At 42.5% G+C, this 21653-nt stretch carries 18 protein-coding genes and 2 pseudogenes; 7 read left to right on the forward strand and 13 right to left on the reverse strand.

Annotated elements, in window-relative coordinates:
• Positions 1-345: 345 nt before the first annotated feature.
• Both DESOR_RS22845 and atoS read right to left on the reverse strand, forming a co-directional pair.
• Positions 346-1722, reverse strand: coding sequence for a sigma-54-dependent transcriptional regulator (locus tag DESOR_RS22845; protein ID WP_014186965.1), 1377 nt, complete (start codon positions 1720-1722; stop codon positions 346-348).
• Positions 1715-3550 carry a two-component system sensor histidine kinase AtoS gene (atoS, locus tag DESOR_RS22850; RefSeq protein ID WP_014186966.1) on the reverse strand — a complete coding sequence of 612 codons (1836 nt, stop codon included), beginning with the start codon at positions 3548-3550 and terminating at the stop codon, positions 1715-1717. The genes DESOR_RS22845 and atoS overlap by 8 nt, the downstream gene beginning before the upstream one ends.
• A gap of 205 nt (positions 3551-3755) precedes the next feature.
• Here atoS and DESOR_RS22855 point away from each other — a divergent pair, with 205 nt between their 5' ends.
• Both DESOR_RS22855 and DESOR_RS22860 read left to right on the forward strand, forming a co-directional pair.
• Positions 3756-4226, forward strand: a complete 471-nt coding sequence (locus DESOR_RS22855; protein WP_014186967.1) for a CBS domain-containing protein — start codon at positions 3756-3758, stop codon at positions 4224-4226.
• Between the two features lie 48 nt (positions 4227-4274).
• Positions 4275-4868, forward strand: a complete 594-nt coding sequence (locus tag DESOR_RS22860) for a CBS domain-containing protein (protein ID WP_242832393.1) — start codon at positions 4275-4277, stop codon at positions 4866-4868.
• A 149-nt stretch (positions 4869-5017) separates the two neighbouring features.
• Here the strand turns inward: DESOR_RS22860 and dapF are convergent, their stop codons facing one another.
• Together dapF and DESOR_RS22870 are read right to left on the reverse strand one after the other, a co-directional pair.
• Entirely contained in the window at positions 5018-5863 is an 846-nt protein-coding gene (gene dapF / locus DESOR_RS22865; protein WP_014186969.1) for a diaminopimelate epimerase, read from the reverse strand.
• Positions 5864-6005: 142 nt separating this feature from the next.
• Positions 6006-8744, reverse strand: coding sequence for a calcium-transporting P-type ATPase, PMR1-type (locus DESOR_RS22870; RefSeq protein WP_014186970.1), 2739 nt, complete (start codon positions 8742-8744; stop codon positions 6006-6008).
• Between the two features lie 143 nt (positions 8745-8887).
• Here DESOR_RS22870 and DESOR_RS22875 point away from each other — a divergent pair, with 143 nt between their 5' ends.
• Positions 8888-10726, forward strand: coding sequence for an Rqc2 family fibronectin-binding protein (locus DESOR_RS22875; protein WP_014186971.1), 1839 nt, complete (start codon positions 8888-8890; stop codon positions 10724-10726).
• A gap of 188 nt (positions 10727-10914) precedes the next feature.
• On the opposite strand, the gene DESOR_RS22880 is transcribed toward DESOR_RS22875, so the two are convergent.
• Together DESOR_RS22880 and DESOR_RS22885 are read right to left on the reverse strand one after the other, a co-directional pair.
• A complete protein-coding gene (locus tag DESOR_RS22880) occupies positions 10915-11388 on the reverse strand; it encodes a 3-isopropylmalate dehydratase small subunit (protein ID WP_014186972.1) in 474 nt (157 codons plus the stop codon).
• A gap of 1 nt (position 11389) precedes the next feature.
• The gene (locus tag DESOR_RS22885; protein WP_014186973.1) at positions 11390-12640 is read right to left on the reverse strand and encodes a 3-isopropylmalate dehydratase large subunit; all 1251 of its coding nucleotides are present in this window, start codon (positions 12638-12640) and stop codon (positions 11390-11392) included.
• 95 nt (positions 12641-12735) lie between these two features.
• Between DESOR_RS22885 and DESOR_RS22890 the strand changes: the two genes are divergently transcribed.
• From DESOR_RS22890 to DESOR_RS28435, 3 genes and pseudogenes are all read left to right on the forward strand, one after another.
• Complete coding sequence (locus DESOR_RS22890; RefSeq protein ID WP_014186974.1) at positions 12736-13629, forward strand: LysR family transcriptional regulator; 894 nt, start codon at positions 12736-12738, stop codon at positions 13627-13629.
• Positions 13630-13994: 365 nt separating this feature from the next.
• Positions 13995-15479, forward strand: coding sequence for a CehA/McbA family metallohydrolase domain-containing protein (locus DESOR_RS22895; RefSeq protein WP_014186975.1), 1485 nt, complete (start codon positions 13995-13997; stop codon positions 15477-15479).
• A 132-nt stretch (positions 15480-15611) separates the two neighbouring features.
• A pseudogene (locus tag DESOR_RS28435) lies at positions 15612-15713 on the forward strand (DUF255 domain-containing protein); the annotation flags it as partial.
• A 424-nt stretch (positions 15714-16137) separates the two neighbouring features.
• Here the strand turns inward: DESOR_RS28435 and DESOR_RS22900 are convergent.
• From DESOR_RS22900 to DESOR_RS22925, 6 genes are all read right to left on the reverse strand, one after another.
• Positions 16138-17598 (reverse strand): pyridoxal phosphate-dependent decarboxylase family protein, encoded by a 1461-nt coding sequence (locus tag DESOR_RS22900; RefSeq protein ID WP_014186976.1) that lies wholly within the window; start codon positions 17596-17598, stop codon positions 16138-16140.
• A gap of 113 nt (positions 17599-17711) precedes the next feature.
• On the reverse strand, positions 17712-17906 hold the full coding sequence (locus tag DESOR_RS31080; protein WP_014186977.1) for a hypothetical protein: 195 nt from the start codon (positions 17904-17906) through the stop codon (positions 17712-17714).
• Positions 17893-18369: a methylated-DNA--[protein]-cysteine S-methyltransferase gene (locus DESOR_RS22910; protein WP_014186978.1), complete on the reverse strand. Its 477-nt coding sequence runs from the start codon at positions 18367-18369 to the stop codon at positions 17893-17895. The genes DESOR_RS31080 and DESOR_RS22910 overlap by 14 nt, the downstream gene beginning before the upstream one ends.
• Positions 18369-18938 (reverse strand): bifunctional transcriptional activator/DNA repair enzyme AdaA, encoded by a 570-nt coding sequence (locus DESOR_RS22915; RefSeq protein WP_014186979.1) that lies wholly within the window; start codon positions 18936-18938, stop codon positions 18369-18371. The genes DESOR_RS22910 and DESOR_RS22915 overlap by 1 nt, the downstream gene beginning before the upstream one ends.
• 15 nt (positions 18939-18953) lie before the next feature.
• A complete protein-coding gene (locus DESOR_RS22920) occupies positions 18954-19607 on the reverse strand; it encodes a (Fe-S)-binding protein (RefSeq protein WP_014186980.1) in 654 nt (217 codons plus the stop codon).
• Positions 19608-19991: 384 nt separating this feature from the next.
• A complete protein-coding gene (locus DESOR_RS22925; RefSeq protein ID WP_042331566.1) occupies positions 19992-20234 on the reverse strand; it encodes a hypothetical protein in 243 nt (80 codons plus the stop codon).
• A 118-nt stretch (positions 20235-20352) separates the two neighbouring features.
• Between DESOR_RS22925 and DESOR_RS22930 the strand changes: the two are divergent.
• Positions 20353-20535 (forward strand): annotated as a pseudogene (locus DESOR_RS22930) (DUF255 domain-containing protein); the annotation flags it as partial.
• Between the two features lie 321 nt (positions 20536-20856).
• On the opposite strand, the gene DESOR_RS22935 reads toward DESOR_RS22930, so the two are convergent.
• Positions 20857-21648, reverse strand: coding sequence for a DUF3102 domain-containing protein (locus DESOR_RS22935; RefSeq protein ID WP_014186982.1), 792 nt, complete (start codon positions 21646-21648; stop codon positions 20857-20859).
• Between the last annotated feature and the right edge of the window lie 5 nt (positions 21649-21653).

The raw sequence follows: 21653 nt of genomic DNA on the forward strand, positions 1-21653 counted from the left end.
GTTTATTCCTCCCCAAACGTATTTTCTGGTAAAATCGTTGAAATAGTAAAAACCTATGATGGAACGTAAATCAAGATATAAACAAAAAGGTTTTTGTTGATTATGCCGTGCGTTTCCTCTTAATGAATGACATCTATCCCTGTTTTGATAAAACACCACCTCCGAGTGTGAGTAATTCCCGCTTAACTATTTGCTTTATGTATAAAGAATATAAGCAAAATCAATGCCATGTTTATAGATAACCTATCATCCCCGATTTAAGGGCAAAAACAAAACCGGCAACTCTTCAAGTTGCCGGTTTTGGGAACTTTTCTTCCCATTCAATGAGCATAATTTGCTCATTTGCTACAAAAGATCATATTCTTTCATCTTTGCATAAAGGGATCGTCGATTTAAGCCCAAGGTATTGGCTGAATCTTGTCTATTCCAGTTGTGGTCTCTTAATGTTTTGACAATCACCTGTTTTTCCACCTCAGCCAGGATATCTTTAAGGGGCCGCTTTAGTCTTAGGGTTAGATTAAGTTCTGAGTCTGAGTTTTGAAAGGGTTGAGGATTTCCATCAAAAATACCAAGATCATCCGGCAAAATAACGGCCCCTCTGGCCATGACAACCGCTTGCTCACAGGTATTTTTTAATTCTCTTACATTACCTGGCCATGAGTAATTAAGCATGAGCTTTAATGCTTCTTTAGATATACTGGTAATTCTTTTGGCATGCTTTAAAGCAAATCGATTAATAAAGTAATTGGCTAAAGGGGTAATATCTTCTTTTCTCTCCTTGAGAGGGGGAAGCTTGATATTAACAACGTTCAGTCGATAAAATAGATCCTCTCTGAATTTTCCTTCCTCAACTAACTTTTGTAACTCTTTATTAGTAGCTGCCAGAATGCGGATATCCACCTTAATACTATTAATTCCTCCAACTCGTTCAAACTCCCGCTCCTGCAGCACACGGAGAAGTTTGGTTTGAGCCTGGTGGGTTAATTCTCCGATCTCATCAAGAAAAATTGTCCCACTGTGAGCAAGTTCAAATTTACCCAGTTTCTGAGTAATGGCTCCTGTGAAGGCTCCTTTTTCATGCCCAAACAATTCGCTTTCCATCAGATTTTCCGGAATGGTGGCACAATTAATTTTTATATAGGGACAATGACTTCGTTTACTGTTTTTATGAATGGATTGGGCAACCACTTCTTTGCCTGTTCCGCTCTCACCTTGAATTAAGACGGTTATATCACTATCCGATATTCTGCCAATGGTTTTAGAAATCTCCTGCATGATTCTGGATTCCCCAATAAAGTTATCCGATTGATTCAGATCATCTTCTAACTTTTCACGAAGGGTAGCAACCTCAGAGACAAGATTCTTCATCCTTACGGCTTTCTGAACGGACAAAATGAGTTCGTCCAGGTTGAGGGGTTTATTAAGGTAGTCATGAGCCCCTTCCTTCATAGCTTGTATAGCTATTTCAGTGGTACCAAAGGCAGTCATCAAAATGACAGGTACACTAACTCCAATATCTTTAATTCGTTCCATAACTTTGATGCCATCATCATCAGGAAGCTTAATATCTAAGAGAATAGTATCAGGATTAAAATTATCTAAAGCCTCCATTCCCTCTGCCGCCGTATAGGTCACATAAACTTCATACCCCGCACTTTCCAGAACATCACGCAGCAGTTCACAGACGCCCTCTTCATCGTCAATTACCAGAACTCTAGCCATTCTTGTCACCCCTCTCAGCTATTGGTAAATAGATTGTCATGATTGTACCTACATTAACAGTGCTTTCAACTTCATAGAAACCCTTATGAGCTTCGATAATTTCCCGGGCAATCGCCAAACCTAAACCGGTACCTTTTGATTTGGTCGTGAAAAATGGTTCAAAAACCTTTCCTAAATTTTCTTCTGAAATACCACAGCCGTTATCTTTAATGGACACTCCAACCATATTTTTTTCTTCGTCATAAAAGGTTGTTGTCTCTAATTTACCCTTTCCTTGGGTTGATTGAAAAGCATTATACATAATGTTTGAGAGAACTTTCTCAATCTGATGCTCATCCATGATCACATCCGGAAGTTCATCTTCATACTTCGCAGCAAATTCTATCTTATCCCCATGGGCATCGCCTAAAAACTGAACCACTCTTCTTACCAGGCTGTTAATGGCACAGGGCTGCATCGTAGCCCGGGAAGGGCGGGCAAATTGTAATAATTCATCTGTGATCGTCGCCAAGCGGGTCATTTCCCTGTTCACGATGTTTAATGATTTTTGCGATGGGACATGTCCCTGGTTCCAGAACTGCATATACCCGGTAATTGAGGTTAAAGGACTTCTAATTTCATGAGCAACTCCGGCAATAATCTTTCCTAATGATGCAAATCTCTCCTGCCGATTGATATCTTCCCTCAAGCGAACCATTTCTGTGATATCGCGGAAGTGTAAGAGCGCCCCCACAAGGTCCTGACGTACATTTACCATTAGAGATGTGCTGATCAGCAAATGGAGGTGACTGCCCGGCGAATCCTGGTAGAAAACCTGTATATCTTTTACAGGCTTATTTTGAAGAAGAGTATTCTTGACGCAATCGATAAAGGGACTATCCTCCGGAAAAATATCCTGCATAGTTAATCCTAAATAATCCTTACTAAGATTGAGCATATGACAGGCAGCGTGATTGATGCTCACAAGCTTTTGTTCTTTATTAACCGTAATTATTCCGTCATCAATGCTGGTTAAGATTTCTTGGTTATAGTTTTGAACATCAATTAGCTTATTGTACATTTGGTTGATGGCATCCGTAATCTCCCCAAGTTCTCCCGGCGCCCTCGGGATAATATAGGTAGGATCATTGGATATTGTGGTCAGATTCCGCTTAACTTCATTAACACTCCCGGCAAATTTTCGAACCAGACTGATTGTCCCGCCAAGAGCAAACAAAATCCCTAAAGTAATAATTCCATAAACAATTTGTTTCATATTATCAATCTTTTGAGATATGGGTTTAAAATCCGAACTAGCCCAGACAGCACCAATTGTTATACCGTCCCTAATAATGGGCCGATAGGCTTCCAGTTGTCCATTTTCGGTTATACCGCCAAAAACCTGAAAGACCATATTCTTAGTCTCAAGGGCATCCTCAAAATTATTCTTTCTTCGCTTGGAAAAGTTTTCTCGTAAATGAACATTATCTCCATCTAAAATGACGTCATAATCTTTCCAGTAATATCCTAAATCCAAATTTGGGTATTCTCTCTTTGCTTCAACTATAATAGGTTGTAAGGATTTGTTGAGAGCCTTAGCTTGATCCCTTTGGGTCATATTCCCAGCCCCAATATCCTCAATCATTTTATTAAAGGTTCCGTTTAAATTTTCATCCAGATAGGTCATAGCCGTTTCCATAGCCTTACGCTGATTATCAATCAGGCCCAGTTCAGTGGAATGTACCAGATAATAGAGATATCCCGCCAGCCCTATGGGTATCAACAACAGAAGAGCAATGATTTTTAGCAAGTGATCAATGAATCCATCATGGACAATCCTTATCCTCATAATAATCTCCTCCGATTATCAGCCTGCCTATCTCTATTATACATAGAATTCATCCTTTGATGAGAATTTTTTTTCACATTCTACGAGTAAATTTTGCCCATTTAAATTTCCTTTCTTGATTATAAAGCCCTTTACAGATGGCATGGTTTTTGCTTAATATCTTATAAATGGAAAATTCAAGCGACTTAGAAAGAGGCTCATCTTTATGAAAATCACTCTTGGCCAAATCATGGTTCCTCTAGATGAATACCCCATTGTTTCAGAAGAAGAGTCCCTTGAAAAGGCCATAGAGTTATTGACGGAAGAATTTAAGCAAAGGGATAACCGCTGGCATAATTTTGAAGCTGTACTAACCACCAACTCTGAGGGCGAGATTACCGGAATGCTTACCCTGCGATTTGCCTTAGATGCTGTTCGGGAACTAAAATTCCCAAGTCTCCGTCATAGACTGGCAGAGCTCTTCGCTGAGGAGCCCGTAAAGAGAAGCCCGCTTCAGGTTAAAGACATCCTACATCCCTTGAAAAGCAGATTAATTGATATTTCTGTCGAGTTAGATGAAGCCATTGCTTTTCTTTTAAAGCATAATCTAAACTCCATTCTGGTTGCGAAAAACCAACAAATTGTCGGTGTCGTCCGAACCATGGATTTATTCTGGTATATTGGCGATGTTTTATAAAATACGGAGGGATGTTCGATGACTCCAACCTACTTATGTCACAACATCATGATACCTATAGATCATTTTCTGACCATCAACCAATACGACTCAGTGCGTGAAGCCTTAAAGTTAATGAGAGAATCCTTTCATCAAGAGTCTGCCTGGCAAGGTCCTCAAGTCTTAATTGTTGTGGATAATCACCAAAAGCCTGTTGGACTTCTGACCCTGAAATGTTTGCTCAAATCCTCTCAGCTAAAGCAATTACAAGAAAGCACATACTTTAAGTCTGAATGCGTCAGTTGGCATTATATTAATAAATGTCAAAAATCAGGAATTGCCGTCAGAGAACTCATGCGGCCGATTCACTGTTTCTTCTTTGATTATCATCATTTTGACATCATAACTGCTGCGGCGGTATTCACCCGCAACGGTATAAACTATATACCAGTTCTTAAGAATCATGAGCTGATTGGCATCATTAATAAATCCAAACTTTTCTACGAATTACAGTTCTTAAATACCACCTCTCCCAAGAGCCTTAGGGCATTTGATTCACTGTCCAGAAATTTAAAGGACATAAAAAGCAGTATGTCTATGCTTTTTGCCGGTATCTTTCCGTCGGATATCAGAAAACTTGATAAGCGGCTGCCCAAGTTTTGACCCCCATGCCGCGGCACCGGCAGATGATGTGAAAAGGGGCCGTGTTCTAGGTCGGGCAGCTTCGCCATATCCGTGCAAGATAGTAGCAATAAAATAGCATAAAAAAACCGGCCGGAATTATCATCCGACCGGTCTTTTTATGCACACTCTTATAGTCCCAGCCATTCCCCTTTAAAGGCATAAGCTGCCGGGCCTGTCATGTAGACATGATTATCTGCTCCCCACTCGATGAATAGGTCCCCCCCCGGCAAATGAACGGTAACCTTCCGCTCCGTCTTATGATTAAGGACTGAGGCAACTACTGAAGCACAGGCACCTGTACCACAGGCCAGTGTAGGGCCAGCTCCCCGTTCCCATACTTTCATGGTTATCTCCTGGGGAGAATTAATCTGAATAAACTCCACATTGGTTTTACGGGGAAATAGTGAATGCTTTTCAATGGCGGGGCCAACCCTGTCAAAATCAAGAGTGGCATAATCCTCGACAAAAATGATACAGTGAGGATTCCCCATGGAGACCGCCGTATATAAGTATGTTTCACCTAATGCTTCAATGGACCGGCCAATAACCGGTTCTCCTTCTCCCAACACAGGAATAAGCTCAGCTTTCAAAACAGGCTCACCCATGTCAACTTGAACACCTTGAACTTGCCCATCTTTGATAAACAGCTTAGGTTTTAAAATCCCTGCCCCGGTTTCCACCAGCATAGAGTCAGAAACAACAATCCCTTGATCATATAAATACCTGGCAAAACAGCGTATACCATTGCCGCACATTTCAGGTTCCGAGCCATCAGAATTAAAGATCCGCATCCTGGCGTCGGCAACTTTTGAAGGAAGTATCACCACCAGCCCATCCCCGCCTATGCCAAAGCGGCGGTGGCAAAGCTTTTCCGCCAGTTCCGAATAGTTGGCGTTCCCCTCTTCACCAGAATCCGACATTTGATCTAAGAAAATAAAATCATTTCCCAAACCATGCATTTTAATAAATTCCATGGATTCTCCCCCAAATCAATGTTCGATATTCGAGATTTATTGTTCAAAGCCAGTTTTGAATATCAAACTTACTCTTCTGGATAAAAGAATACTACGCCAGTTAAATTGGGTCAACGGGCAGACTGGTTAACCTCAAAATTACTTATCCTTTGGCAATAACCGTTTTTCCCTGCCAACTGTTCTTTACAAGCCGGGCAAATCCTATCAAAACGGAAGGTCCCCCTGCCACACAGAGAATGAGAATCCACTGCCAGCCTGCCAGGGATGTGGTTTTAAAAATTGTCTGCAAGGGTGGTATATAAATCACAGAAAGCTGCATGATGGTGGAAACACAAACGGCACCGACAAGATAGAGATTGGTAAAAAGCCCTACTTCAAAGATGCCTCGTTCTTCAGACCTACAGTCAAAGACATGGAATAATTGGGAAAATACCAGGGTAGAAAAGGCCATGGTTCGAGCCCCTAACATATTAACTCCCATAAACAAAGCTGCAACGAAGACGAAAAGTGTACCCAAGCCAATAAAGGTCCCCCTGATAGCAATTTTTGACGCTAACCCCCGGGCAAAGATACTTTCACCCGGTTTCCTGGGCGGACGATTCATGATTCCCGGTTCTGACCCATCCACCCCTAAAGCCATGGCCGGCAATCCATCCGTTACTAAATTCACCCATAATATTTGAATGGGAAGCAGGGGCAGGGGTAAGCCTACCAAAGCCGCCAAAAACATGGTTAAAACTTCTCCTAGATTACAGGACAGCAAGTAGCGGATAAATTTCCGGATGTTGTCGTAAATCCCCCGGCCTTCCTCCACAGCTGCCACAATAGTAGCGAAATTATCATCTCCCAAAACCATAGATGAAGCTTCTTTAGTGACATCTGTCCCGGTCTTGCCCATTGCCACACCAATGTCTGCTTCTTTAACCGCAGGAGCATCATTAACACCGTCTCCGGTCATGGCAACCACTTGCCCCTGCTTTTTAAAGGCTCGCACAATTCTAAGCTTATCTTTTGGAGTCACCCGGGCAAAAACTGACAGATCCATGATGCGCTCACTTAAATCCTGATCCGATGTTTTTTCCAATTCCGCTCCCGTAATCACTCCGCCGCCTTGTCCCCGGATGATCCCTAATTCATGGGCTACAGCCTCTGCCGTTAAGCGATGATCCCCCGTGATCATAACCGGCTTAATTCCAGCCTGGCGGCAGACCCGAATTGCTTTGACAGCACTGGCCCGGGGCGGGTCAATCATCCCCAGCAGCCCAACAAAGGTTAAACCTTGTTCCACCTTTTCATCCAGAGGTTCGGAGTCGGCCAGGGGTTTTTCAGCCACCGCCAGAACTCGCAGAGCATGTCTGGCCATTTCATCATTGGCACGCATAATGTTTTTCTTACGTTCTGAAGACAGCTCGCCAACTCCCTGCCCTGTCAGTTCCCGCTGGCAAAGTCGCAGCACCGTATCCGGGGCTCCCTTGACATAGGCTTTACGTCCTTGCTTTGTTTCGTAAACAACACTCATCCGCTTGCGATCAGAATCGAAAGGCAGCTCCCCAATTCTCTTTTGTTTCCGCTCCAAAACCTCCCGCCATATTCCCGCCTTAGCAGCGGCTACCAAAATAGCCCCTTCTGTCGGATCTCCTTCAATACCCCAAGGTGATTCCTTTCCCTTGGAGCGAAAAAGCCCCGCAACCTGCACTCCTTTCTTCGTTAAGGCAGAGTTATTGCACAGTGCCCCAATTTTTAAGGCGGAATTGAGAGGATCCCGTTCTTTTTCCGGATCGGCGCCCCTGAATTCTCCCTTAGGATCATACCCTTCTCCGGAAACGGAAATCCTTCTGCCATCGGAATAAATCTGCCGCACGGTCATTTCATTTTGAGTTAAAGTCCCTGTTTTATCGGAACAAATAACCGTTGCACACCCCAAAGTTTCTACAGCCGGTAATTTGCGAATAATGGCTTGACGCTTAACCATACGCTGGACTCCAATGGCTAAAGCCACTGTGACAATAGCGGGCAGACCCTCCGGAATAGCTGCTACCGCTAAGGATACCCCTGTGAAAAACATCTTATAGAAATCCTCACCTCTAAGAATTCCCGTGACAACCACTGCTACGCAAACAAGGAGACTAATTAAAACCAGCCATTTGCCCAATTCCGCCAAACGCTTCTGCAAAGGGGTTTCTTCATCTTCCACACTTTGAATCATTCCTGCAATAACGCCCATCTCTGTATCCATTCCTGTCGCCACTACGACCCCGGCGCCCCGCCCATTGACAATGGAGGTTCCCATGTAACCCATATTCTGCCGGTCAGCCATAGGCGTAAACTCGTCATGAAGAGGGGCAATGCTTTTGCTGACAGGGTGAGATTCTCCTGTTAAAGCAGACTCTTCTACTTGAATGTTCACAGCTTGAATCCAGCGAACATCTGCCGGAATGCGGTCTCCCGTATCTAAAAGCACAATATCTCCCGGCACCAAGTCCGCAGCAGGTATCTTCTGTTCCACCCCTTCCCGCAGCACTCGTGCTTCCGGAGCCGTCAGGGAACGCAAGGATTCCATGGAACGTTCTGCTCGAAACTCCTGAACAAAACCCAAAACCGCATTAATAATTAAGATTGCTAAAATGGTTATGGCATCTGCTATTTCTCCCAATAGTCCGGAGACCACTGTAGCTGCCAGCAGAACTAATACCATAAAGTCTTTAAATTGTCCGAGGAACAAAAAGACCGGATTTGTCCCCTTCTTTACCGCCAGGACATTCCTGCCAACCTCCTGCAGTCGACGCCGAACCTCTTTGACACTTAGTCCTTTCCCCGGATGTACGTCCAACGCCTTGGCCACGTCAAGCCAAGGCAGCACATGCCACGCCTGTTGCCGCATGCCCCTTTCCTCCTTTTGCTTTATACCCTTAATAGCTTGGACCCTTTTGTAGTACATGCTTATTCCAAAACCTTGAGAAAAATGCCTCTGCCCAACAAGTGTGTTATACTAAAAAGCGATTCCAATCTGAAAGGATGTTATCCATGGCATTAGACGGTGTGACCCTGGCCTATCTTGTTAAAGAGCTTGCTCCTCTGCTTATAGGGGCACGTATTGATAGAATTTTTCAGCCGGAAAAAGAAGAGATTCATTTCCAATTACGCCAGCAAAGCTCAAAGCGCCTCCTGCTTAACTGTAGCGCCACCGCTCCCCGCTTCCACCTTACTCAGGAAAACAAAAAAAACCCCTCATCCCCGCCCATGTTTTGTATGATCTTACGCAAACACCTGGAAGGCGGTAAACTCACAGGATTATACCAAAAAGAACTGGAACGGGTTGTCACCTTTGAATTTCAAAACTACAATGACCGGGGAGACTTGGTAACCTTACATCTGCACCTGGAAATCATGGGCAAGCATAGCAACCTTATTCTTGTTGATCCCCGGGAAAACATGATTTTGGATGGTTTAAAGCGCTATTCCCACGCTCTCAGCCAGTATCGGGAAGTTTTGCCGGGGCGAACCTATTTAGCCCCACCCTCTCAAGGAAAGCTGCCTCCGCTGCAGAACGAAGAGTTATGGCGGGAAACCCTTTACAAGGAAGAATTAGATCGGCCTCTAACCAGCCTGCTCCTCGCCTCCTTCGCCGGAGTCAGTCCTGAATTGGCACGGGAAATCGTCATTCAGGCAGGATTGAGTACGGACACGCTCTTAAATCAATGCGGAGATATTGATCTTTCCCGGCTTTTTCAAGCCTATCGCCGCCTCTGCGATCCCGGTTCGGTCCCTGAGATACAGCCTTGCTTGTATTACCAGCCTGCCCCCCGCTCCCAATTGGCAGCCTTTAGTTTCGTCCCTTTTCAGCAGTATCAAGAATTAAGGCTGGAATCAGTTTCAACTCTCAACGAGGCGGTTCAAACCTTTTATCAGGTCAAAGCTAACAACAACAGCCTGGAATCCAGACGAGGCTCTCTGGGCAAAATCCTTCAGGAGCAATATTCTCACAGCAGCAAGAAGCTCAAAATATATAACGAAGCTGAGTCAAGTGCTGAAATAAACCTGGCTTATCAGCGCTGGGGAGAACTTCTTACCGCTAATCTCTACCAGATCGAACCCGGATCCTCTGAGGCTGTTGTGGAAGATTATTATGATCCTTCGGCCCCTGAGGTGGTTATTCCCCTTAATCCCCATATCAGTCCCATCGACAACGCCCAGCGCTATTACAAGCTCTATAACAAAGCCAAAGCCACTCTGCTCAAAACCAAAGAGCTCAAGGAAGCCGTTCTCGATGAACTCCGCTATCTTGAGTCCTTAAAATACAATTTGGCACAGGCCGCCACCCCCTCCGAACTGGAGGAACTCTATGCTGAGCTGGCCGGTCAAGGCTATGTAGCCGGCAAACATCTAAAAAAAGTTCATTCTAAAGGGAAACCAGGCCGGGCCAAGCCCGGTTCTAAATCCAAAGCCAAGTCTTCTAAGGTTGTTCATCAGCCCAGAGTATTTCACTCCAGCCAGGGGCGGCTTATCCTGGTGGGGAAAAACAACGCCCAGAACGACTGGCTGTCCTTACGCAAAGGAAAGCCCAACGATCTTTGGCTTCACACCAAAGTGATTCCCGGTTCACACGTCCTGGTTCCCCTGCAGGACGGGGAAGAATTCCCCGATGATGCTACTCTTGAAGAAGCCGCAGCCCTGGCTGTTTATTTCAGTCAAGCTCGGGGTTCTTCTCAGGTCGCCGTGGATTATACCCATGTCAAACAGCTTAAAAAACCCAACTCCGGCAAGCCCGGCATGGTGATTTACGATCAGAACTGGACCTTATACTTGACTCCTAAGCCGGAGGTATTAGAGGGTTTACTGGCAAGTGAAGCGATTCTGGAATAAATCTTCATTCCTCAAAAAAGGAAGATCTAAAAGGTCCAGGTACGTTGTCTGAACAACGCACCTGGACCTCTTCCTGTACCCCTATTTCCGCTCAAATGTCTTTCTTTTCAGCTTTGCATTTGCTTCTTTATTTTCTAAATAAAGATATTTAGGGCATAGAACAATTTTACTTCTATTTCTTAAACCGCTTATGAATTAATATATTTGACTATCCCACCACAATTCAATATTTCTTGCATGAAAGGTGGCAAAGGAGTAACTTCGAGGTAACTGTTGGATGAGATATTTCTTATGACCCCCTTGTGAGTGTCAATCTCCAGTACATCACCCTGTCTGATCTCATCCGCATTTTCACATTCCACCAACAGCAGCCCAATATTAATAGCGTTGCGATAAAAAATCCTTGCAAAACTTTTGGCAATGACCGCACTGACACCTCTCTCCTTTAGTACGGCAGGAGCCTGCTCTCTTGAAGATCCGCACCCAAAGTTATCATTGCCGCTAATAATATCCCCCGGTTTAAAATCTTTCGTGAAGTTTTCATAGAATTCAAAGGTATGGGGAGCCATTTGCTGGAGTGTAGACAGACTCAGGTATTGTGCAGGAATGATCTGATCGGTATCCACATTATCTCCAAATTTGATAGTTTTAGCTTTGATCATATTATATCACCTTCCTCGGATCGGTTATTTTTCCATAGAGTGCAGAAGCTGCTGCAGTTGCTGGGCTGGCAAGATAGATTTCTCCATCGGGGCTACCTACGCGGCCTTGAAAATTCCGATTAGCAGTTGTAAGGAGACGCTCACCAGGCCCAATTAGGCCAATGGTACCGCCAAAGCAGGCACTGCAGCCAGGGGTGGATACCATGGCGCCGCTTTCCATAAAAGTCCCGATCAGACCTCGTTCCATTGCCTCCATGTATACCGCGTTGCTGGCAGGTGTGACCAGCATCCGCACCTTTTCGGAGATCTTTTTCCCCCTCAGAATAGCCGCCGCCGTTTCAAGATCTTCTAACCTGCCATTGGTACAGGCACCCAGAAACACTTCATCTATGTCGAGCCCTTCAAAGTCGGAAAGGGATTTGACTTGATCCACGCTGTTGGGGTAGGCGATCTGGGGTTCCAAGTTTTCTACATTATAAGTTAATACCCGTTCATATGAAGCATCCTCATCGTCCTCAATTACCGGATAATACTCTCTTCCCAAATCCTTCATGAAGGCTTTTACCTTTTCATCAGGTTGCACATAGGCAAATTTTGCTCCTGCTTCAATGCCCATGTTGCAAAGGGTAACCCGCTGGGAAACGGTCAAATCCCGAATGGCCTCCCCTTCAAAAACCAAGGCCTTATAGGTAGCACCCTTAGCAGTGAGGTCACCGATCATCTTCAGGACGAGATCCTTGGCGTAGACACCCTGGGGCCATTTTCCGCCGACACGGATCTTGATGGCGAGAGGCACCTTAATCCAGACCTTACCCTCCAGCCAACCAACCGCCACATCCGTTGATCCCATTCCTGTGGAAAGGGCTCCAATGGCACCATAGGTACAGGTATGGGAATCGGCACCAATGATAAAATCACCAGGTTTGGCATGATGCTCGAGCATCAGCTGATGACATACCCCCACACCATCGTAAATGTATTTTAACTCCTGATCCCTCCCAAACTGCCGCATCTTTTTGTGGGTTTCCGCTGCATCAACAGAACAACAAGGAGTATAATGATCCATAACCAAGACCACCTTTTCCCGATCAAAAACCCGTTCACCCTTTAATTCTTTTTTGAATACATCAATCGATAGGGTGGTTGTAGCATCATTGGACATCACACAATCAAGCTTCACATCAACGATCTGTCCCGCTTTAACTGTTTCGAGACCTGCATGGGTAGCAATAATTTTTTCAATCGCGTTCATATGCTATCCCCCTTTTCATTTATTCCATCCTACTCCATTTTTTGCTATAATTAAAATGCCTGTTTTTCATAATATCCATAACTGGGGGTTATATCGTGTTGCATGCAGAACTCTATAAGATTTTCTATTTCACTTCTATGTGCCGGAGCATTTCTGAAGCTGCTGATAGGCTCTATATTAGCCAACCAGCAATCAGCAAATCTATTAAAAAGTTGGAAACCTTAACTGGGTGTACACTTTTTATCAGAAATTCTAAGGGTGTCACCCTTACGACAGAGGGGCAGATTCTCTATGATTATGTAAAAAGTGCCTTTGAAACCCTGAACAATGGAGAGATGATGCTTGAAAAGCTAAAAAAGAGAACCGAGGGCATTGTCAAAGTGGGCATAAGCAATACGCTTTGCAGATACTTCTTTTTACCCCATCTAGAGGCATTTCATTATCAGTACCCCGGTATACACATTCAAATCATCAACCGGCCTTCACCGGATACCTTGAAACTTTTAGAGCAAGGGCAGCTTGATTTTGGCATTATCAGCATTCCCATGGACAAGGGAGACCTGGAATATTTCGAGTTGATGACCATCCAGGACATCTTTGTGGCAGGCAGTAAGTATGACATCCCGGATTGTGCCCTCCCCCTTAAGAAACTTGGAAGTTACCCACTCCTGATGATGGAAGCCGGGAATCTCTCTCGGATCCATATCGACGACTATTTTAAGGCCAATCATCTCAGCTTTACGCCAGAAATAGAGATCAGCAGTATGGATATCTTAATTGAATTTGCCAAAATTGGCTTGGGGTTTGCCTCGGTGATCAAAAGTTTTGTTACCGAGGAGCTAGCTCTTGGTATACTGAAGGAAGTTCCGGTCTCCCCTGCTATACCGCAACGCAAAATAGGTATTGCTCTGAAAAAGAATATTCCAGTTTCTCTGGCTTCCCAGTCCTTTATAGAGTATTTAAAAGGGACCAGGGTTTTGAGTCAGTAAACGCATCTCTTTTTAAACTGTATTTTTTAGAACACTTCTAGTATTTCTAATTATCCACTCGTCACCTTATCTGTTCTTATTTTATCTAATTCTGAGCCTTGATTTTTGTATATGAATAGATACTTTTCACCATCTCTGTCGGACATTGAATTATAATGCTCAATCAAATGCAAGGCAGGTCGAGAATAAACTGCAATTTGATGAGCTCGAAAAAACAGGAAGGCTACCTTTTTAGGTATCCTTATGCTGGGTTTTTCCCAATATTTTATTATTTAATCAATAATTTACCTTTTCATAATTTGCTCTTTACAATGCTATGTTACTATTAATTTGAACATGTTCAAATGAAAAACAGGAGGTTTTCTATGAAAACTAAAACAAATCGCGTAAAAATCGCAACACTTGTTATGTCAATGTCTTTTCTATTAAGCACATTCAATTTACCAGCATTTGCGGCCAACATACAGCAGCCCACACATTATGAAAAAAGCTACACAATCGTCAGTCCTTATAAGGATGTAGACTGGAAAAATTACGGTCAATACAAAGCTGATTTCCATGCGCACTCAACAAACTCCGATGGCGGTAATTTTACAAAAGATATGGTCGAAGACCACTACAAAAAAGGCTATGACATTCTTGCCATGACAGATCACAATTATCTCACAAAAAGTTGGGATACTGTTGCAAAAGGTGCGATTGATTCCGCGAGAGAGGCTGCAATCGTTAAGGGAGATGACCGCAGCGGCAAAGGTATGATTGATATTTACAATACTGATGAGCAGTCGAAAACTGATCATATCAATTCTTTCTTTGCAGATTTCAATAACAGCACTGGTGCTACCATGGCAAGCACGATTGAAACCGTTGAAAAATTGGGTGGGATCACTCATATTAACCATCCGGGCAGATATACCGGCGGTGCGTCAGGCGGCGATGCTGGATTGGCTGCTTCAAACAATCCTACTACAATTCAAAAGTATGTTGATCTTTTCACTAAGTACCCTTCCTGCATTGGAATGGAAATCATCAACAAGATCGATAACGAGTCCAGAAGCGACAGAATCCTTTGGGACAATATTCTGAAAGATATGATGCCCAATGGCCGCTTTGTCTGGGGTTTCTCAAACGATGATACACACAGCATTAACGCCACCGGGTATTCTTGGAATGTAATGCTCATGCCTTCGCTTTCTCAAGATGCAACCAGAACAGCTATGGAAACCGGCGCATTTTATGCGGTGAGCCGTGTCTCCCGTCGTGACAACATCAATGCAAAATTGCCTAATGGCAATGACATGCCCGGCAGTGGTACACCCGATACTTTATATTTGCTCAATCAGACTAGTCCCAGCATCTCGAATATCGTTGTGAATCAGAAGGATAATTCGATAACGATTACCGGACAGGATTACAATACCATTGAGTGGGTCGCAGATGGCGATGTAATCGCAACCGGCACAACACTTGATCTGAACGATCATGAGAATGAGATTAACACTTATGTACGCGCACAGCTAAAAAGCAGCACCGGTATCGCTTTCACTCAGCCTTTCGGCGTTAAAGAAAATAAGTCTGCCGCCATTTCTATCACAAGCATTGATAACGGCAACAATCAGGCAAATGTGAATTTTGATATCCATTCCGCCAACGGCAAGGGATACGTTGTGTGTCTCTCTGATAGCGGAAATGAGGGAACCTATGCCCCGTACAGCGATGTGAACTACGATTCCAAGGGAGCGCACATCAAAGGTTTAGAAAACAAGAAATATTACGCATACGTTATGTACGTGAATGGTAACACTATTGCCGAGAAAAGTGAACCAGTATTGTTAAATCCCGGAAAATAATACGTATATATTCTAAATTCACTTAACAATTGAAAAGCTATGCATTTATGTGGGGTTTGAGACAACATGAACCAGGGGATAATAAATATGACTTATCCCTTGGTTCTTATTTCAGGGAACACCATTTGAAGCATCGACTGGTATTCTTGGAATAACGAAGCTTTCGCAGTAGCCAAAAAGGAAAATAAGCCGATCTTCCTAAGTATTGGATATTCTTGCTGTCACTGGTGGCACTCCTATTTCTGTAACCAAAATAAAGACGGTTCAGCAAATTTATACTGAATTCATTAATCGAATTTTGTAAGTGCCCACATAAATTGGGATATTCTTTAGTTATAATTTTAACGTGCCTCGAGTCGGCTAATCAGCAGGCTAGAAAACACATTCGTTATTGGAAAGTTGTACCTGCGTTCAAATCCCCTCGTCTCTACTGTCTAATAACTCAATTATTGATACAAATTAACGATGCACCCGCTCTTTGCAACAGGGGTGCATTTGCTTTAAAAGGGGTGCATTTTCTTCTTCAATTTCTTGACCCGGTTATAACACCAAAGACTCTCTCTGAGCCTATTAGCCTATAGTTACAAAGTAGCCCGAGTTTTCGTCATTGATGTCGGCGTTCTCGGGAAAATATCAATAACTCGGCGATATATAATAATTAAAGCCTGGATGAATCCATAGAATGCGATAAACGGCTATATGATAATACATTATGAAGTACCTCATCCACTGCTTTAATAGAAATTTCAATATCTTCTTCATCCGTTTGCCAACCACAAATAGATATTCTCATACAACGCCTTCCATTCCAAGTCGTTCCGCCAACAAAGAGCTTACCTGATGCGTTAATTCTTTCAATCACCATATCTGTGAAAACATCATTTTCCTGCTCTGTATATTTTATTTCTGGATGAACAAAACGAATCAATCCTTGATTAATCTTAGGTTCCCATATGATTTCTGCGCCTTTAAGCTTACCTATACCAATAACTAAATCATGGGCATATTTACAGCATCTCTCAACAAGGTTTGCTATTCCTTCAGTACCCAGTTGCCTAATAGCTGCATAAGTGGATACACCCCTACCTCTCCTTGACCATTCAGGATTCCAGTCAAATTGGTCTCTAGCTTCATCAGCATGCGTAAGATAACTAGCACGTAAGGACATTGATGCTTTATGTGCTTCACTATTTTTTATAAATGCATAGCCGTAGTCATACGGAACATTCAACCATTTATGTCCGTCGGTTGCCCAGGAATCAGCATGTTCTACACCTTTTAACAGGTGATTGTATTTATCACTTGCATTTGCCCATAAACCAAAAGCGCCATCTACATGAACCCATGCATTATGAGAATGCGCCAATGGAATAATTTCATTAAAATTATCATACATTCCAGTGTTAATATCCCCTGCACATAATTGAACAATTACTGGCTCATCTTTAAAATCTTCAAGTGCTGTTCTCAGACTATCGCTTTTTAGCTGCCCAGCTTCATTTACTTCAAGTGGTTTAATGCATTCACAGCCTAATGCTAAAAATCTTGCCGCCCTTTCAACAGAGGCATGCAACAGTCTGTTAGTCAAGATATGAATTCCTGGCGCCCCTGATAAGCCTTTCAATTCTACATCCCATGAATGTTTTTTAAGCAACTCGTTACGGGCTGCTGCAAGACAAGTAAAATGAGCCATTTGGCAACCAGTTGTAAGAGCGAAGCTTGTCTGCTGTGGCAAACCTAGAATATTTTTTAACCATTCGCCTACTACTTCTTCAATCACCGCTTCCGCAGGGGAACATGCATATAATGCGGCATTCTGATCCCATGTAGAGGTCAACCAGTCCGCTGCAAGTGCCGCAGGAACAGCACCTCCGATTACCCACGCAAAAAATCTGCCACCGGCACTGCCTAAAAGTCCACCGTCAACATCTTTAACAAGTTCACTAATGACTTTGTCAGGTGGTTCACTCTTAGCATTCAACGGTTTCTTCAAATCTTCTCGAAGTTTTTCAAAACTCTTTGTAGCACAAACGTTATCATAATCAATCTTATTAAGAAAGTCCGTTGCATACTTTAATGTATTATTTAAAACTACAGAGTAATCATTTTGTTTATTCATTATACACACACTCCTTAACTTCGTTTGAATCTTGCAATCATTAATTTTCCACTAAATTCAATTGCTATTACTGCATTTTGTGCTGTATGTTTTAATAATAGTCTAAATTAAAATCATTTATCTGTAATATGTTCAAACAGAAAGCGCCCAAAAATACAATGATGCAACAGAACCATAGCGTGAATACTTTTTTTTATACCTATAATCTCACGTTTTATCATCCCAATCTTATCTATCGCTGCACCAAGCCTTTTATCCCTGCTTTTTAAGTATTCTATTTCCTTTTGTTCGTATTTAAATATCTGCATACTCTTTCATACTCTCCAGACATAACAATTTCTTTTTTAAATCAATTCCTCCTCGATAACCTACAAGCGAGCCATCTGCACCAATAACGCGGTGGCAGGGAATAAATATTGGAATTGGATTACGATTGTTTGCAAGTCCTACAGCTCGAGCAGCAGTAGGTTTACCGATATTTATAGCAACGTCCTTATAGCTTACTGTCCTGCCATATGGTATTTCACAAAGACTTGACCAAACTTGTTTCATAAAAGTTGTCCCGTTAGGCTTAAATGGTACAGTAAATTTTTCAAGTTCCCCTTCAAGATACATTTTGAGCTGCTGACCTGCTTCTTTTAATATAGGGGTTTCATATATTTGTATATCTTGAGGTATCCCTCTATTTGTAAAATATAAATTTGTAATCCTTCCACTATCTTCAGCAATACAGATTTTCCCAATGTCAAATTCGTAGAAAAATATAAACATTATAACTCACCTCGGCTCTTTTTGTATTCACATGGTGTATATCCAGTTTTGTCCTTGAAGCATTTATAAAAGTTAGATAAACTTTTAAAACCTGTAGCCAAGGCAATCTCAAGAATGCTTATATCTCCTTGTTTTAGAAGCTCTTTTGCTTTATCTACTCTTATTTTAGTAATATACTGTATAGGAGTAAATTCTGTATGCTGTTTAAAAAGTTTTATCAAATGATTTATACTCACGCCAAGCTGTCTTGAAACATAATCTAAATTTGCTTGCATATTATAAGTTGCATTAAATATATCTTTAGCTTTTTTAATAACTTCTAATTCAGGCTCAAAAACTATATTATCGGGACAGCATCTTTTGCATGGACGGAATCCACTTTCTATTGCAGTTGCTGCGTTATCAAAAAAGACTACATTGTCCTGTATGGGAGTTTTGGACTTGCATGACGGTCTACAAAAAATTCTTGTAGTCTTTACCCCATAGAAAAAAGTACCATCGTAGTCCCTATCGCAACTAACTACTGCTTGCCACTTCTGATAATCAGAAATTATTTTATAGTTTTTCATAGATTTTCTCCTTGCTTAATGCTCATCTATGAATTTTTGTAGTTCATTATGCCATGCATCAGGCTCGGATATTCCGATCCCTGTGGTCTCTCCGAACAAAAGATCAATGATGTAGCGCGGTTTTTTACCACCGATATGCATTGCTTTTATACAAGAAACGCAATAAACCACAACATTGTCACAAGGCATTTCTTTGGCGCGTCTTTTCATCTGCTCTTTGACTCGTTCAATTGGCAATACTCCATAAAAACTGTCACCGCAACAAACCGCTTTAGTACGAGTATTTTTTGGTTCGATAATTTTTATCTTCATTTTCTCAAGGAGTTTTCTAATTGCCAAATGTACCCTTTCCTCTGTACGTGTTGGACAGGCATCATGTATGGACATTTCCATGCCTTTATAATCAGGAAAAGGAAAGGTTTTGCTTTCAGCCAATATCTCCCAAAGAGATATGGTAGATATCCCTTCATAAAGTTCTCTATATCGCCTGTCGCAACCAGCACACGTATTAATTACCTGTGTACCATTTTGAAGATTGGGTTCATGTCTACAACAGGTTAGGTGTATAGGAATATTGTCTAAATCATTATTTAAAAACTCAAGTGTTTTTTTTGCAAGCTCTGGCTTGTAGATTAATAGGGCACAACCAGGTGCATAGACTTGTTTCATTTAGAAGTCCTCCAATGTTTTCTTTTATTACAGATTATTTTAAGTCAAATACACCTTCAAGTCTTCCTGTATTTCAACAAGTAATTCTATACTAGCCTTTGGCTAATAATTGCTTCTTTTGGACACAAAAATGCTCCCTATTAAAGGAAACAGATTTTTGTTATCTCATCCTTTAAGAGAGCATTTCAACGATCTGACGATTCTTAGCCCCCTACTGTTTTCTAAATCGATAGCAGTCTCAAGGGTAGTCCTATTCAATTATTACACAATTTAAACCCCAGTTCTAGAAACCGCATGTGGCGCGGCTTCTAGCTGTCTATAATCGTTTATGTAAAGCTTTACATAGACAATTCACCACATTTATACCAAAATTAAGAGGCATCTTTATAACACTACCTTATCTACAACAGCAACCCAAAGATCCTCGTCAAACTCTGTTAAAACTGAATCCTGCCGTAACAACATGCTAAGAAATGTATCCATTTGCACCCGCTTTATCCGGCGGGATTGTCTTAGTTCTTCGATTTTTTCCGACCTACCCTTGGCTTTTTCGTACCTTGCCTCAAAACTTGCGTACCGTTGTTGGTATTCAGCCTGGTCTATGCTTACGCGGTCATTTTCCTCCAAGCACGGGTCAACTGGATTTTCCTATTTGAATAAAAGGGACAATCCTTTATAAACACCTAATATATTGACATACTAACATTATTGTCATGTAGAATAACCACACTTTTGGAGGAAAAGAATGATTAAGACCGATAAAAAACCTAACAGACTCATAAATGAAAAAAGCCCGTATCTCCTACAACATGCGTATAATCCAGTGGATTGGTACCCCTGGGGTCAGGAAGCATTCGATAAGGCAATTGGTGAAAACAAGCCTATTTTCCTAAGTATTGGCTATTCCACTTGTCACTGGTGCCATGTAACCCATTAACTGCAAAACCCAAGGGCATATAACCCCTGAAGCGATTCTGGAATAGATCATCATTTCTCAAAAAACGTGGAAAGGGCAGGAGCCGGGGTGGTAACTGCAAGTAAAGAAAGATCTAAAAGGTCCAGGTACGTTGTCTGAACAACGCACCTGGACCTCTGCCTGCACCCCTATTTCCGCTCAAATGTCTTTCTTTTCGGCTTTGCATTTGCTTCATCATTTTCCAAATAAAGATATTTAGGGCATAAAACAATTTTACTTCTATTTCTTTCTTCTAAAAAGAGTCTCCTTAAAACTCTTTTTAGTGATGATAATTTACCACCTTTCATGAGTGGCATAGGTTTCAACCGTCGTCATATTCGTCGTGGGAACAGGCGGCCACTCTTTAAGTCTTTCCACCATATATTCAGCAAGCCCGCTCGCGTCTTTACTGCATTTCTCCTTCACCTCTGGATCAAGTCTGGCCAGCTGTCCGAGAGCTACCAGCAGTTCCTGGAAGGTATCGGCGATCCTTTGGCAGCAAGTGGTGCATCTTTCTTCATACTTCGTCGTAAAGGTTTGGGAGACAGCAGTTTCGGGCCTGCTTCTTGGTTGGCCAGGTTTTTTGACGGTTTGGTATTCTATTTTGATATCCCCAGAATTATTGGACACGGGCGTGATTTGGGTCTGCTCTTTCTCCGGAGGGTTTTGCTTCCGTTCTTTGAGCGCCCGGTCCAGTTCCCCGGCGGTCATATTCTTAACATCATGCTCCAGGATAAATTTCTCCCGCTCATCTTCCGGAATCCCCAGCAGCAGAAGAGCCTGGTAGTAGGTCAGATTCGTCAGTACTGACGAATCTGACCTGCAGCCATTATCGCCAACAGCGAATAGTTTATCTCCATATTCCTCAAAAAGCTGCATCAGCCTGTTGGCTGTGCGCTGGGAATAGCTCACTGATTCCACCAGCCATTTTCCCCACTTTCCATAGGGGAGCAGGGCCTTGCCCTCCTTCAGGCGCTTGCCGATCTCAATGGCATTGGTAAGCATGATTTTACCAGTCTCTTGTTTAATCCTATTAATCTCATCTGCGATGACCAGGGGAGTACGTTCCGTGATAGCTTCATCCATTTTGA

The organism is Desulfosporosinus orientis DSM 765 (genome assembly GCF_000235605.1).
Lineage (GTDB): Bacteria > Bacillota > Desulfitobacteriia > Desulfitobacteriales > Desulfitobacteriaceae > Desulfosporosinus > Desulfosporosinus orientis.